This is a genomic window from Cellulomonas sp. P5_C6, assembly GCF_054049635.1.
The window spans coordinates 16,545-29,486 of record NZ_JBFULZ010000027.1; the positions used below are offsets into that span (position 1 = coordinate 16,545).

Annotated in this window: 12 protein-coding genes; 6 read left to right on the forward strand and 6 right to left on the reverse strand. The window is 72.1% G+C overall.

Annotated elements, in window-relative coordinates; translation table 11 throughout:
• The first annotated feature begins 37 nt into the window (after positions 1-37).
• Complete coding sequence (locus tag ACXJKG_RS05085) at positions 38-460, forward strand: MerR family transcriptional regulator (protein WP_456844679.1); 423 nt, start codon at positions 38-40, stop codon at positions 458-460.
• 63 nt (positions 461-523) lie between these two features.
• A complete protein-coding gene (locus ACXJKG_RS05090) occupies positions 524-2,065 on the forward strand; it encodes a sensor histidine kinase (protein ID WP_456844680.1) in 1,542 nt (513 codons plus the stop codon).
• Here the strand turns inward: ACXJKG_RS05090 and ACXJKG_RS05095 are convergent.
• A complete protein-coding gene (locus ACXJKG_RS05095) occupies positions 2,055-3,170 on the reverse strand; it encodes a TRAP transporter substrate-binding protein (protein ID WP_456844681.1) in 1,116 nt (371 codons plus the stop codon). The two genes, ACXJKG_RS05090 and ACXJKG_RS05095, sit on opposite strands and share 11 nt — an antisense overlap.
• Positions 3,171-3,190: 20 nt before the next feature.
• Positions 3,191-4,621 (reverse strand): TRAP transporter substrate-binding protein, encoded by a 1,431-nt coding sequence (locus tag ACXJKG_RS05100; RefSeq protein ID WP_456844682.1) that lies wholly within the window; start codon positions 4,619-4,621, stop codon positions 3,191-3,193.
• Between the two features lie 185 nt (positions 4,622-4,806).
• Here ACXJKG_RS05100 and ACXJKG_RS05105 point away from each other — a divergent pair, with 185 nt between their 5' ends.
• Both ACXJKG_RS05105 and ACXJKG_RS05110 read left to right on the forward strand, forming a co-directional pair.
• A complete protein-coding gene (locus tag ACXJKG_RS05105) occupies positions 4,807-6,489 on the forward strand; it encodes a histidine kinase (protein ID WP_456844683.1) in 1,683 nt (560 codons plus the stop codon).
• The gene (locus ACXJKG_RS05110; protein ID WP_456844684.1) at positions 6,480-7,130 is read left to right on the forward strand and encodes a LuxR C-terminal-related transcriptional regulator; all 651 of its coding nucleotides are present in this window, start codon (positions 6,480-6,482) and stop codon (positions 7,128-7,130) included. Before ACXJKG_RS05105 ends, ACXJKG_RS05110 begins: the two co-directional genes overlap by 10 nt.
• 52 nt (positions 7,131-7,182) lie before the next feature.
• Here ACXJKG_RS05110 and ACXJKG_RS05115 read toward each other — a convergent pair whose 3' ends face one another.
• The 3 genes from ACXJKG_RS05115 to ACXJKG_RS05125 are packed head-to-tail and all read right to left on the reverse strand — an operon-like array spanning position 7,183 to position 9,132.
• Complete coding sequence (locus tag ACXJKG_RS05115) at positions 7,183-7,989, reverse strand: SDR family NAD(P)-dependent oxidoreductase (protein WP_456844685.1); 807 nt, start codon at positions 7,987-7,989, stop codon at positions 7,183-7,185.
• 52 nt (positions 7,990-8,041) lie between these two features.
• The gene (locus ACXJKG_RS05120) at positions 8,042-8,401 is read right to left on the reverse strand and encodes a cupin domain-containing protein (RefSeq protein ID WP_456844686.1); all 360 of its coding nucleotides are present in this window, start codon (positions 8,399-8,401) and stop codon (positions 8,042-8,044) included.
• Positions 8,398-9,132 carry an alpha/beta fold hydrolase gene (locus ACXJKG_RS05125; RefSeq protein WP_456844687.1) on the reverse strand — a complete coding sequence of 245 codons (735 nt, stop codon included), beginning with the start codon at positions 9,130-9,132 and terminating at the stop codon, positions 8,398-8,400. Before ACXJKG_RS05125 ends, ACXJKG_RS05120 begins: the two co-directional genes overlap by 4 nt.
• 487 nt (positions 9,133-9,619) lie before the next feature.
• Between ACXJKG_RS05125 and ACXJKG_RS05130 the strand changes: the two genes are divergently transcribed.
• The gene (locus ACXJKG_RS05130; RefSeq protein WP_456844688.1) at positions 9,620-10,414 is read left to right on the forward strand and encodes a PIG-L deacetylase family protein; all 795 of its coding nucleotides are present in this window, start codon (positions 9,620-9,622) and stop codon (positions 10,412-10,414) included.
• A 114-nt stretch (positions 10,415-10,528) separates the two neighbouring features.
• Here the strand turns inward: ACXJKG_RS05130 and ACXJKG_RS05135 are convergent, their stop codons facing one another.
• On the reverse strand, positions 10,529-11,065 hold the full coding sequence (locus tag ACXJKG_RS05135; RefSeq protein WP_456844689.1) for a DinB family protein: 537 nt from the start codon (positions 11,063-11,065) through the stop codon (positions 10,529-10,531).
• Between the two features lie 143 nt (positions 11,066-11,208).
• On the opposite strand from ACXJKG_RS05135, the gene ACXJKG_RS05140 reads away from it, so the two are divergent.
• Positions 11,209-12,930 carry a sensor histidine kinase gene (locus ACXJKG_RS05140; RefSeq protein ID WP_456844690.1) on the forward strand — a complete coding sequence of 574 codons (1,722 nt, stop codon included), beginning with the start codon at positions 11,209-11,211 and terminating at the stop codon, positions 12,928-12,930.
• Positions 12,931-12,942 lie beyond the last annotated feature (12 nt).

The window sequence follows — 12,942 nt, forward strand, 5'->3', positions numbered from 1 at the left end:
ACATCAGTGTGAAGGTCAAGGGGATCGGAGGACCGCCGTGAAGATCGGTGAGCTGTCGCGTCGGACCGGTGTCTCCACCCGGCTGCTGCGGTACTACGAGGAGCAGGGACTCATCGCCCCGGCCCGCACCACCAACACCTACCGCACCTACGACGAGTCGGACGTGGCGCGCGTCGGGCAGGTGGTCGGTCTCGTGCGGGCCGGGGTGCCGACCCGGCTGGCCAAGGTGCTGCTCGACCTCGAGGAGACCCAGACCGAGGACCTCGCGGCGTCCTGCCCCCGCCAGGTCGCCGAGATGCTGGCCGAGGAGCTGAGCGGGCTCGACGAGCGGATCGCCTGTCTGACGAAGAGCCGCCGCACGCTGAGCGACTACCTGCGACGGACCGAGTACGCGGCGACGCTGCTGGAGGACGCTCGCGCGCGTGGCCGGGTCCCCCAGCCGGCCGGCGACCCCGTCTAGGTGCCGCACGAGGACTAGGTTGCGGACGTGACACCGGCCGCCGCGGGGAGGGCAGCTCCACCCGTGCCCGTGCTCGTCGCCGCGTGGGTGGCCGCCGGACTGGCGCCGTTCTGGGAGGACTGGGACCAGCCGCTGCCCGCGGCCCTGGATCTCCTGGTGGGCGTCGCATTCCTCGTCCTCGCCGGCGCGGCACGCCGACCTGCTCCCGGTGCGTCGTGGTTGAGCGTCGCCGTCGCGCTGACCTGGTGGTGCGGCACCGTCGCGCCCGCCGCCACGTTCTGGCACCGCACGGTGCTCGGTCAGCTCCTGCTGACGTTCCCGCTCGCCTGGGTGGCCTCTCGCCGCGTCCAGGTGGCGGTGGTGATCGGCTACGGCGCCGTGCTCGTACCCGTGGTGTGGGAGACGCCCGTCGTGGCGTTCGGGCTGGCCGCCGCGTTGCTCGCGGTGGTGGTGCTCGAGGTGCACGGCGCGACGGGCCGCAGTCGACAGCTCCGGACTTCGGCGCTCCGGGCGACCGTCCTGTTCTCGGGCGCGATCATGCTCGGAGCCGCGGCGCACGCCGCCCTCGGGCCGCCCGCAGCTCTCCCCCTGCTCGTCACGTACGACACGGCCCTCGTCACGGTCGCCGTCGTGCTGGCCCTGGGACTTCGACGGCGAGATGTCGCCGCGGTGTCCGACCTCATGGTCGAGCTCGGCGCCCGCCCGGACCGTGACCTGGCGAGCGGGCTGGGGCGGCTGCTCGGCGACCCCGGGCTCGTCGTCGGCTACTGGGACGCCGACGCCCGGGCCTACGCGCGTCCCGACGGGTCCGCCGTCGACGTCGCCGGATCGCGCAGGTCCGCGACCTACGTGGCGACGGGAGACCGGCCGTTCCTCGTGCTCCTGCATGCGCCGGGGGTGTTCGACGACCCGGGGCTGCTCGATGTGGTGACACAGGCGGCCACGCTCACGACGGAGAACGCACGGTTGCGCACCGACGCCGAACGATCCCTCGAGGACGTTGCTGCGTCGCGTCGCCGGCTGGTGCTGGCCGAGTCCGAGGAGCTGCACCGGTTGGGTGCACTGTTGGACGAGGCGGTGATCGTCCCGCTCGCCGACGTCGACACGGAGATCGCACTGCGCGCCGTGGGGCTCCCCGAACCCACCCGAGACGTGCTGAGCGACGTGCGCGCGCGGATCGGGCACGCGACGACCCGGCTCCGGCGCGCGTCCGGCGGGCTGCAGCCTGTCGAGCTGCAGGACGGGCTGGCCTCGGGGCTGCGCGCCATCGCGGAGCGGTCCACCCTGCCGGTCGAGCTCCGGGTCGCCGGCGTGGACGTCTCGCCGGCCGTCGGTCAGGCGCTGTACTACGTGTGCGCCGAGGCCGTGAACAACGCGATGCGCCACTCCGGCGCCACGTCGGTACGCATCGACGTCGAGCACCACGACGGGGACGTGCGGATGCTCGTCGCCGACGACGGTCGCGGCGGCGCCGTCGCGGTGCGCGGGCACGGGATCGCCGGCCTGGCCGACCGGGTCGAGGCGCTAGGCGGGACCCTGCGCATGGAGTCCCCGACCGACGGCGGCACGCGGGTCAGTGTCGAGGTCCCCCGCCTCACGGACTGACGGTCGGTTGCTTGAGCGGAGCCCCGTCGCCGGTCTGCGGGCCGCACGCCGCCGGGAGCTCGAACGGATGCGCGGGAGTCGATCGCTTCAGGCGGGCGAGCGCGGCGAGGTCGGCGGCGCCGTCCGGCAAGGTCGCGATGCGGTCGCGCACGGGGTCGGCGGCGGACGCGATGGCGGCCGCGTCGCGTGGATCGGCCAGGACGACGTGACTGCCGGTGCCGCACACGAGCTCCGCTCGCCGGGCCTGCGACGTGCGCCGCGTCGGAGCCGTGTCGCGCACCGTCGCGGCAGCGCGGCGAACCACGTCGCGCTGGGCTGCGGTCAGGCCGGCGAACCGTGCGGAACCGGCGACGATCGCGTCGAACTTGGCGGTCGGCGTGATGTTCGCGGTGTACGTGACATTCTCGGGAAGGACGACGGCCCACTCGAAGCCGGAGTCCGCGGCCGCGAACGGAGTGCCGTCGCTGTCGGTCGAGTAGCCGGCCGCGACGCCGGGCACGGCACCGAGAGACGTGTAGATCTGCTGCGCCACGTCGTCGTCCGCGGTGCGGATCCGCAGCCCGCGGAAGTCGTCAGGGGTGAGCAGCGGGTCGCCGTACGCCACGGGATGACGCAGACCCTCGACGACGAGCGCCAGCCCGACCAGACCGTGGTCGTCGAGGTCCGCGAGCATGTCCGCGGCGAGCGGGCTGGACGCGACGGCATCGGCGACCTCGTTCGAGTCGACCACGAACGGTGCGGACAGCGCTTCGAAACGGTGCTCACCCACCCCGCCCAGCGCTCGCGTGGGCACCCATCCCAGGTCGAGCGAGCCGTCGCGCACGCGCCGGGCCAGCTCCGCCTCGGACCCCGGGCCGTACGGCACGGCCTGCCACTGGATGTCGACCTGCACCGCCCCGTCGGACAGCCGCGCGACCTCCTCGGCGAAGGCGGTCACGTCCGGCGCGTAGGAGGGTGTGCGGTCCTCCGCGGTACCGATGGTGAGCGTGACGGGCAGCGCCCCCGCTCCGGCCTTCGTCTCCGGCTGCGGGTCGCACGCCGCCACGAGCGGCGCGACGACGACGACCAGGGCCAGGAGGAGTCGGAGCGGGTCGCCGCGCGTCATGGTCGGGCCATCGTCGCACCTCAGGGTGCCGCGACGTAGGTCCACGGATAGGCGGTCCAGATGACCTCGTCGAAGAGGTCGCCGGGTCCGGCCGACGTGAGCGTCATGGTGCCGGCGTCGTCCCGGGCCCAGGTGAACTCCTCGGTGAAGTTGTTCAGTCCGGTCCAGATGAAGGTGACCTTGTCGCCGTCGACGGCCAGCTTTCCGTGGTCGTCCGCGTCGGAGCCCCCGGTGCTCGACGTGTACTGGATGCGGAACGTCCCGTCGTCGAGCGTGATCGTGTACAGGCCGGCCGCGTCCGACGCACCGTCCTTGATGCCTGCCGACGTGAAGTCCTCGGTGTCCAGCGTCGTGCGGTAGACCCCGTCGACGGCCGCGGTGTCGGCCGTGCCCGCCGACGGCTCCGGAGCTGCCGCGCAGGGTGCGAGTGCGTCGGGGACGCCCAGGGAGTCCTTCCGCTCCTGGATCGCGGCGACGACGTCGGCATTGCCGGGCTCGCCGGCGATCTCCTCGGCGACAGGACGTGTCGCGGCCTCGAGCGCGGCGAGGTCGGCGTCGCTCGCCTCCACGATCCCGCCACCCTTGGCGCAGTACGCCGCGGCCGCATCGGCTTCCCTGGGCTGGTTCGCCTGCACCCAGGTCCGCGTCCCGTCGGCAGCGGCAGCCAGGAGGTCTCGATCCTTCCTGCTCAGCGCCTCGTACGTCGTGTTGTTCACCACCAGGACCTGGACCTTCGGGTAGAAGGTCACGTTGCCGGTCGCCGTGCCGTCGGATGCCAGCAGGAACGACGACTCGGAGCCGGCGTGCTCGGACTCGTCGGGTTCGTGGTCGTTCGTGGCCGCCCCGAGTGCCGCGAACATCTCCTGCGTCGTGTGGGACGTGGCGATCCGGATGGTCTTCCCGTCGTAGTCGGCGGGTCCGAGCAGGGGCGACGCGAAGCCGAACGGGTGGCGGAGTCCCTCCGGCACCAGGCCGATGCCGGTGACACCTGCGGCCGGCAGGCCGGACATCAGGGCCTCGGCCAGCTCGCTGCCCGCGATGTCGTCGACAAGCGGGTCGCTCGTGATCAGGAACGGGCTGTTCAGCGGGCGGAGGCTGGTCACGCCTTCGGTGTCCCACGCGCGGGCGGGGATGTACCCCATCTCCAGGTCACCCGAGACGACCTTCGCCGCGACCGCCTGGTCCCAGTCCGAGATGCCCTCACCGGCCGCGTGCCAGACCGGCTCGACGGTGATGCGCCCGTGCGACGCGTCGGCGACCTCGCGGGCGAACTCCCGGATGGCGTCCGCGGCGGGAACGTCGGGGCCGTCGTCCGTGCCGATGCGCAACGTCAGCGGATCGTCGGCACCCTGTGCGGCCGTGCATCCACCCGCGGCCAGGAGCATGGCCGTGCCGAGTGCTGCCGCAACCAGCGCGTGGCGACCGGTCCGCGGCGTTCCTGAGCTCAGCATCGTGCCCTCCGATCGGCGTCCGTGACCTCCCCTGAGGTCGGGTGCTCGACGGTAAGACTCCGAGCATGCTGCACGGCTCGGCGCTCGTGCGGGGATCTGCCGAGGCATTTCCCCGGGTTGGCACCCAGCGGGTCTCCGTGCTGGCCACGATTGACCGCGGATCGCGTCGCGCCAAGAATGCACACGTGCCTGACCCGCGCGCACGCGCGAAAGTGCTGGTCGCGAGCGCTGCCGGCCTCTGCGGCATCGCGGCCGCGCTGCTGATCTCCCGCTCGTCCGTGGACGGGCCCGACGCGGGCACGGTCGTCGTCGTGGCTCTCCTCGCGGCCGGCGCGGTCGCGGCCCGGACCAGGGAGCCGACGCGGCGGGCGGGTTGGCTCTGCGCGTGGGCGGCCGTCGCGGTCCTCGGTGCCGAAGCGATCGGGTGGCAGGGCGGACCGATGTGGGTCCGCGCGGCCGGCGTCCTGCTGGCGCCGCTGCTCGTGCCGGTCCTCGCGCACCTGGTGCTCCTGAACGGCCGAGGCTCGCTGCGCGGGCGGACGGCGGTCTGGGTCGTGGCCGCCGTCTACGGCCTGACGATCCTCCTGACGGGCGGGATCGCGCTGGTCAGGGATCCGTTGCGGGACCTGGCGTGCCAGGAGGACTGCGACGTGCGCGTCCTCGCCGTGTCTCCCCTTCCGGCCCTGGCGCAGGCCCTCGCCGAGGCTCGACTGGGCCTCACCTTGGTCGTGTCGGTCGGCGCGGCCGCCGTAGCCGTCCGGAGGGTGCGCCGGCTCCCGACGCAGTCGATCCCGGCGGCGGCGGCGCTCGCCCTCCTGGTCGAGGGTGTCGGCGCCGCGCGCCTGCTGGGCTGGACCCGGACCCCCTCACTCACGGCCGTCGAGGCCGCCCGCGAGGTCGCCCTGAGCCTGGTCGGGCTCGCCCTCGTCTGGACGGTGGCCGACCTCCGCCGGCGCCGGCTCGCCGTTGCCGGTCTGGGCGCGCTGCTCGGACCGACACCGCCGCCCGGGACCCTCGCCGCCGAGCTGCGCCGCCTCACCGGCGACCCGACGCTCGACGTCGCGTTCTGGCTGCCTCACGAGCACCGGTTCGTCGATGCCTGGGGGAAGGACGTCGGGCCGGTCGAGCCCGGGCGCAGCCGGGCCGTCCTGCGCCGCGGCGACGACCAGCTCGCCGTGGTGACCTTCGAGCGTGCCGGCGAGGACGAGCTGCGCCTCGGGGAGCTCCTCGGCTCGTCGGCGCGGCTCGCGATCGACAACGAGCGGCTGCAGGCCGAGAGGCTGGCGCAGCTCGACGCGCTCGTCGCCTCCCGGGAGCGGATCGTGGACGCGGCCGACACGCTCCGGCGTCGCATCGAGCGTGACCTGCACGACGGTGCCCAGGCCGACCTCGTCGCGGTGCTGTACACGGTGAGCGCGGCACGGGTGCGGGCCGCGCGGGCGGAGGACGAGGTGAGCGAGCGGTACCTGGAAGAGCTCGCAGGAACGGTCTCCGAGATCGCTGCTCGGCTGCGCGAGATGACGCACGGCGTGTACCCGGCCGTCCTGACCGACCTCGGGCTCGAACCGGCGCTGTGGGCGCTGGGCGACGTCGCTCCGGGTGCCCTCGTGCTGGACGTCGACATCCCGACGCGTGCGCCGTCGGCGGTGGAGCGGGTCGCGTACCTCGTCGCCACCGACGCCGTCCACCGGGCACCCGATGGCACACCCGTCGAGCTCTCGGCGGCGATGCGCGGAACCCTCCTGCACCTCACCGTCCACCCGTACACCGTGCCGCCGGGCGTCGCGCTGGCCGACCGCATCGGCGCGGTCCGCGGCACCGGCACGCACCACGGGACACGCCTGGAGGTGGACCTGCCGTGCGCGTAGCCGTCGTGGAGGACTCTCTGCTGACACGCGAGGGGTTGGTCCGCCTCCTGGCGGAGGTGGGCGTCGAAGTCGTCGCCAGCGCCTCCGATGCGACGCACGTCGAGACCCTGCTGCGCGACAGCGCCGCCGACGTCGTGGTGCTCGACATCCGGATGCCCCCGACGTTCACCGACGAGGGTCTCGTCGCGGCAGCCCGCATCCGCGAGGTGTTTCCGGAGGTCGGGGTCCTGGTGCTGTCCCAGTACATCGACGCGACGTACGCCCTCCGGCTCATCGACGAGCTGCCCGAGAGCTCCGGATACCTGCTCAAGGACCGGTTGGCCGACGTGGCGGTGCTGGTCGACGCCCTGCGCCGCGTCACGGAGGGCGAGACCGTCGTCGACCCGACGATCGTCGCGCGCCTCGTGGGCCGCCGCCGCCGCGACGACCCGCTCGCCACCCTGACGGCGCGCGAACGGGAGGTCCTGTCCCTGGTGGCCGAGGGACTCACCAACGACGCCATCGCCCGGCGGCTGACGATCTCGGACCGGACGGTCGAGACCCACGTGACCAGCGTGCTCCTCAAGCTCGGCCTCGACCTCGACAGCTCGACCCACCGTCGCGTCGGGGCCGTCCTCACCTACCTGCGGTACGCCACCTGAGTCGGCGAGCTGCTCGGGACCGGTGGCCCGCAGAACGCAGCGCGTCTCGCGATCACAGGTCGGGCAGTGCCCCCCGGCTCAGGTTCGTGACGGTCGCCGTCATCGCGCTCGCGCGGTCGGACGCGAGGAACGCGACGGTGTCCCCGAGGGCGGTGAGCGAGAGCTCACCGCTCAGCAGCGCACCGGGGACTCCGGGTCCGCCCGTCGCCATGACGTCCTCGAGCGTCGAGCCGCGCGTCTCGGCCGTTCGCGACCACATCGCGCCCGCGTACGACCCAGCGGCCACGGAGCCCGGGATGGCATCGGCGCGGACGCAGACCACCCGCACGCCGTACGGTCCGGTCTCACCGGCCAGCTGCCGGGCGAACGCCTCGACGGCGGCGCACGCGGGACCGAACCCGTCGGAGGGCAGTGTGACCCGGGCCGCCGTGGTCGAGAGCAGGACGATGACGCCGTGCCCGACGGCGGTCATGTGGATCGCTGCCGTCGCGCCGGCCACGTAGGCGTTCGTCGCGATCGCCGTGATCGGAGCCAGGTAGTCCGCCAGCCCGACCTCGCGGAGCGGGACGCCCTGCACGTGGTCCCCGCCCGTCGCGTCGACCACGATGTGGAAGTCGCCGGCCTCGTCGACCACGCCGTGCAGGAAGACGTCGACGGCGTCCCAGTCGGCCAGGTCGACGGCCGCGGCGGACGCCCGGCCGCCGGACGCGACGATCTCGTCGGCGACCGTCTGCGCCGCCGTCGACGAGCGGCCCGTCAGGTAGACCCGTGCACCCTCGCGCGCGAGCGCCCTCGCCACCGCACCGCCCACAGCGCCGCCTCCGCCGTACACCACCGCCACCCGCTCCTTGAGCTCCATGACCTGATGACGCGCGACACTCGCTCGATCGACAAGGCTGGAGGGCTCTCTGTCAGTCCACCTCGACGAACGTCGCCAAGGACTGCGCCGGGTCGACGAAGTAGGTCGAGAGCATCATCCCGGTGCCCGGTCCGAGGTCCCGGGCGTTGTGCGGCGTCCCGGGCGGGATCAAGAACGGGTCGCCGGCCTGCAGCATCAGGGTGGGTCTGCTCTCGATCCGCATCTCGACCGTTCCGGCGAGGATGTAGCCGACCTCCTCCCCCGGGTGCGTGTGCCAGCCCGACTCGACACCGACCGGGATCTCGGTCAGGACCTGCACGATGTCTCGGCCGGCCACCGAGGACGCCTGGTGCTGCAGCTCGGTGCGCTTCAGCTTCGTCGCCAGCTCGTCGATCGGTCCTGAGCTGTTCACGACCCTGAGCCGATCTTCTCGAGCGCACCGAGGATGACGTTCGTCACCGCTTCGGGCTGGGACACCATGATCAGGTGAGAGCCCTCGAGCTCGAGGAGCTCGGCGTTCGCCCGGCGCGCCATCGACAGCAGGACGTCCGAGCCCGCCGCCTTGTCCCCGGTGGCGACGACGGACCACGTGGGCAGGTGCTTCCACGCGGGCGCACCGGACCTCTCGTCGAATGCGGAGGCGGCGATCGGCCGCTGCGACGCCGCGAACGCGTGCGCCTGCGCCTCGGGCAGGTCGCCGGCGAACACGGCAGGGAACTGCTCCGGGTCGACATACAGCTCGACCGCCGTCTCGTCGCCGGCGCMCGTCGGGAACCGAGCCTGCACCAGAGCGGGTCCCAGAGCACTGTCGCGGGAGGTCCCCTCGACCTCGCTCAGCGCCTCGTCCTCTTCAGGGGCGAACCCCGAGACCAGCACCAGTCCCTTGACGTTCRCAGCCTGCGATGCGGCGTTGCTGATCACCGCGCCGCCGTAGGAATGGCCGACCGCGAGCACGGGACCCGGGATCTGCGCGAGCACGCTGGCGATGTAGGCCGAATCCGAGTGCAGACCTCGAAGAGGCACGGCGGGCGCGCGAACGGGGACGCCGGCGGCCAGGAGTCGTTCGATCACAGGGACCCAGCTTCCGGCGTCGGCGAAAGCGCCGTGGACGAGGACGACCGTCGGGGACTCAGCTGTTGCCATCAGGAGCTTCCTTCACCACCGGAGAGGTTCGTCCCCCGCCTGACGCGTCGGCACCGGTGCAGCACCGGCGGCCGGCCCGTTGGGCGCGCCGGCCGGGCACGGTCGCCGGCCTCGGCCAGGGGATCAGGGATGCTCCGGCTCAGAACCGGAGCGCAAGCCCGACCGTCAGGGTTCGGGCCCGACCAAAGCACCGCACGAGCGTATCGGCGGCCCTTCTCGACGAACAAGGCACCGGTGCACCAATGTGCTGCGAGCTCGACGTCTGGGMCCCTCTGCATGGACGGGTACGGGTCGGACCGCTGCCGTACAGGCTTCCGATTGTGCGGACCCCGCCGACCGCGTTTTCGCCGCTCTCTGAAGCACGCCTCAAGCCACCTCGCGACGCACCCCCGCACGCCAGAGGACTCTCACAGTCACAACACAGCGGACACACCTCTACCGCCGCCGACGCGCGGACGGCCCACGGCCACCCGCTATCGTCCGACGTGTGAGCGGGACGCTCGGCTTGTGCTACGCCCACCCCGACGACGAGACGTACGGCGCGTTCGGGTCGGTCGCGCTGCACTCGGCGGACCCGGGGTTCCGACTCGTCGTGCTGCACGCCACGGACGGTGACGCGGGCGAGGTCGCGCCGGGAGTCGAGGTCGGACCGGGGGGTCTCGGGGCGCTGCGGCGGATCGAGGACACCAACGCGTGGCAGGCGCTCGGGCACCTGCCGGCGCGGCACGACTGGCTCGGCATCCCGGACGGCGCAGTCGACGCGGTGCCGAGGGACGAGCTGGTGGGCCTCGTCGCGACGTTCCTCGACGCGGAGCGACCCGATGTCGTCCTCACCTTCGGGCCTGACGGCATCACCGGGCATCCCGACCACATCGCGATCGGCGCGGCCACCGACGAGGCGTTCCGCCGGGTGCGACAGGACGGCGGGGCGGGTCTGAAGAGGCTGCTGCACGGCGCCATCCGCCAGTCGTGGTTCGACCGCCACCAGGCTTGGCGCGCCGCGCACGGCTACCCGATGTGGGACCCTGAGCGGCTCTACCACCTGCGCGGCGTGCCGGACGAGTCGATCGGCATCGACGTCCGCACGACCGCCGTGGCGCGAGCGCTGTTCGCCGGGCTGCGCGAGCACCGCAGCCAGGCGCACGTGCTCATGCCCGCCGGCGTCGACGACGACGACTTCCTGCGCACGGGCACCTACGAAACCCACGTGATCGCGTGGCCACCGCGCGCACCGGGCGCACCGTGCCTCGCCGACGTCTTCGAGGGCCTGAGTGCGCACTGACGTACTCCCTGCGCCCAGGTAGTCGAGTGAACAAGCGAGCGGACCGTTCCTCGTACCGTCGGGCCGCAAACGCTCCCGGCCCGTCCTGGCTCATGTTCGCGATGCAGAGGGTGGCTACGAGTCGGCGAGCGTGAGCTGCTCGCGGTGAAAGTCGTAGTGCTGGGTCCCGTAGCGGTAGACGTCCTCGAGGGTCATCGTGGCGCGGAAGAACGGGTCCCAGTCGACGGGGAAGTGCATCCGATGGCCGAGCTCGTCCTCGGTCGCGGCGTCGAGGCTGCGGTGGAGCGCGTCCATGGTGCGGTCAAGCTGCCGGGTGAGTCGCCGTCCCCGGAAGACCACCGCTCCCCCGCAGGAGCCGAGGTAGTTGACGACGTGGAACGGGCGGGTCGCGGAGTTCAACAGCCGGGCGAAGCCTTGGCCGTACGTGTCGGGGAGCCGCCCGAACGCGCGTACCAGCCACAGGAGTCGGCGCACGATCATGTATCCGAACACCATGTGGAACAGCATCTGCTGGTTGGTCCACCGGGTGCCGTCGGTGCCGCGGCGCAGGTCCGCGGCAGACGCGTGCGCCACGAGACCGTGGAGATCTGCGCGCACCCGCTCCAGGTCGCGATGGATCGATCGTCGGTCCCGCAGACCGCCCTGGCTCATCCGATCAGTGTCACGCTCGCGCGGGTCTCGTGCGTCGCACAGAGCATGCTCGGCCGGACGGGCACCTGCGTGAAGCTCGCCGACTTCCCGAGCCCGTGACAGCACCGTGTTCGCTGACAACGCGCGATGCGATACTCGCGCTCATGGTGCGCGCGCGGTGGGTGCTGCCCCTGTCGGCGGGCGCGGTCGCTGCTGCTGGGTGGGTCGCGACTGCCGCGACCCTCGCGTTGTGGTCGTCGAGTCCGACGCTGTCGCCGATCGGCCCGAATCCGGCTCTGCTCGTCACGACTGTCCTGGTCTCCACGATGGGAATCGTCATCGGTGCCTCAGAGTCGCTGCGGACGCCGAACTGGCAGTTCGCGATGCTCCTCGCATCGGCCTGCGCGGTGTGGCCGATCAGCTTGTGGGGGGCCGCGGCGTTTCACAACCCGGCGACCACCATTGCGTGGTTCCTCCTCGGCGGTCTCGCGGCGCCACTCGTGGCTCTGGGCGCCCTGATCACCGTGAGCGCCGGTCGGCGGGGAATCGTCGCTGTGGGCTTGCCGTACCTCGCAGCCGTGCTGGTCACCGGTCTGCTGCCTGCGTTCGCCCTCGACCTCAACTCCCACGGCTGCTCGTTGTGCGCTGACAATCCTCTGGCGATCGTCGATTCCCCGGACGTCGCGGACCTGTTGTTCCAGGTCAGCGCCGCCGTCGCCGTCCTGGGATCCATCATTGCCGTCGCGGTGATCGTCGTCGCGTTCTCGCGCGCGTCGCCGATCGCCCGACGGAGCCGCGCGCTGACCGTTGCCTCTGCCTGCGGATTCCTGCTCGTCGTCGCAGCCCTGGACGCGCGCACCCTCTTTCGGGCAACAGCGGCCTACGACGCGTTCGACGCCGCCGCGGCCGCTATTCAGATGGCTTGCCTGTTCGGTATCAGTGCCGGTGTCGTCGTCGGCCGCGTTCGAGCCAGACGGGGAAGGTCGGCGGCAGCGGCGCTCGTCGTCGAGCTTGCCGAGTCGACGGTCTCGCGGGATTCCAACGCCCTGGTGGGCGCCGCTCTGAACGACGACTCGGTGCAGATCGCGTTCTCGACCGACATGGGCTGGTTGTCGATGGATGGCGTGGTTCTCGCCGCGGACGCCACAGCGGGGTGGACATCGATCATTCGCGACAGCACCGTCTCGGCGGCGATTCGACATCGCGATCTTGGTCCGGAAGGGCTGAGACGGATCGAGCAGGTCATGACAGGTTGCTGGATCGCGATCGAGAACGATCGAACCCGCGCCCAGCTTCAGCACAGGGAGAGCCAGTTGCGAGACGCCCGCACCCGGATCGTCGGGGCCTCCGACGTGGAGCGCCATCAGCTCGGCCGAGACCTCCACGACGGCGCTCAACAACGACTCGTCGGCATCGCGATCGCCCTGCAGATGATGGCCGCCCGGCTGGCGGCGGAAGGCCGGGAMTCGCCGCCGCTGCGTAGTGCAGCGAACGCGGTGAGCGACGCCATCGCCGAGCTTCGCGACATCGTGCACATCTCCCACCCGGCAATGCTCAGCGAGTTCGGCTTCAGCGCAGCCGTACGAGCGTTGGCTGAGGGATCGCGCCACCTGCTTCTCGTCGACGGAGCACCGCTTCGCCGGCTCCCTGCAGCGATCGAAGCAGCCGCCTTTGCGGTCGTCGCAACGGCCGCGAGCTCGGGAAATGCCGTGGTGCGCGCCTACGACGACGCCCACATGCTGATTGTCGAGGTCGATGCGACCGTGGCCCCCGCCGACCTCACCGATGTCGAGGATCGGGTGGGAAGCGTCGATGGCACCGTGCGAGTCGTCTCGCTGCCGGACGGCTCGGCCCAGGTCAGAGCGGAGCTGCCATGCCCGGCATGACCGGCTCGGCAG

Excerpts from the sequence above, each read along its gene's own strand:
- ACXJKG_RS05135 (WP_456844689.1), bottom strand. The coding sequence starts at position 11,065 with ATGAGCCAGGGCGGTCTGCGGGACCGACGATCGATCCATCGCGACCTG.
- ACXJKG_RS05115 (WP_456844685.1), bottom strand. The coding sequence starts at position 7,989 with ATGGAGCTCAAGGAGCGGGTGGCGGTGGTGTACGGCGGAGGCGGCGCT.
- ACXJKG_RS05100 (WP_456844682.1), bottom strand. The coding sequence starts at position 4,621 with ATGCTGAGCTCAGGAACGCCGCGGACCGGTCGCCACGCGCTGGTTGCG.
- ACXJKG_RS05095 (WP_456844681.1), bottom strand. The coding sequence starts at position 3,170 with ATGACGCGCGGCGACCCGCTCCGACTCCTCCTGGCCCTGGTCGTCGTC.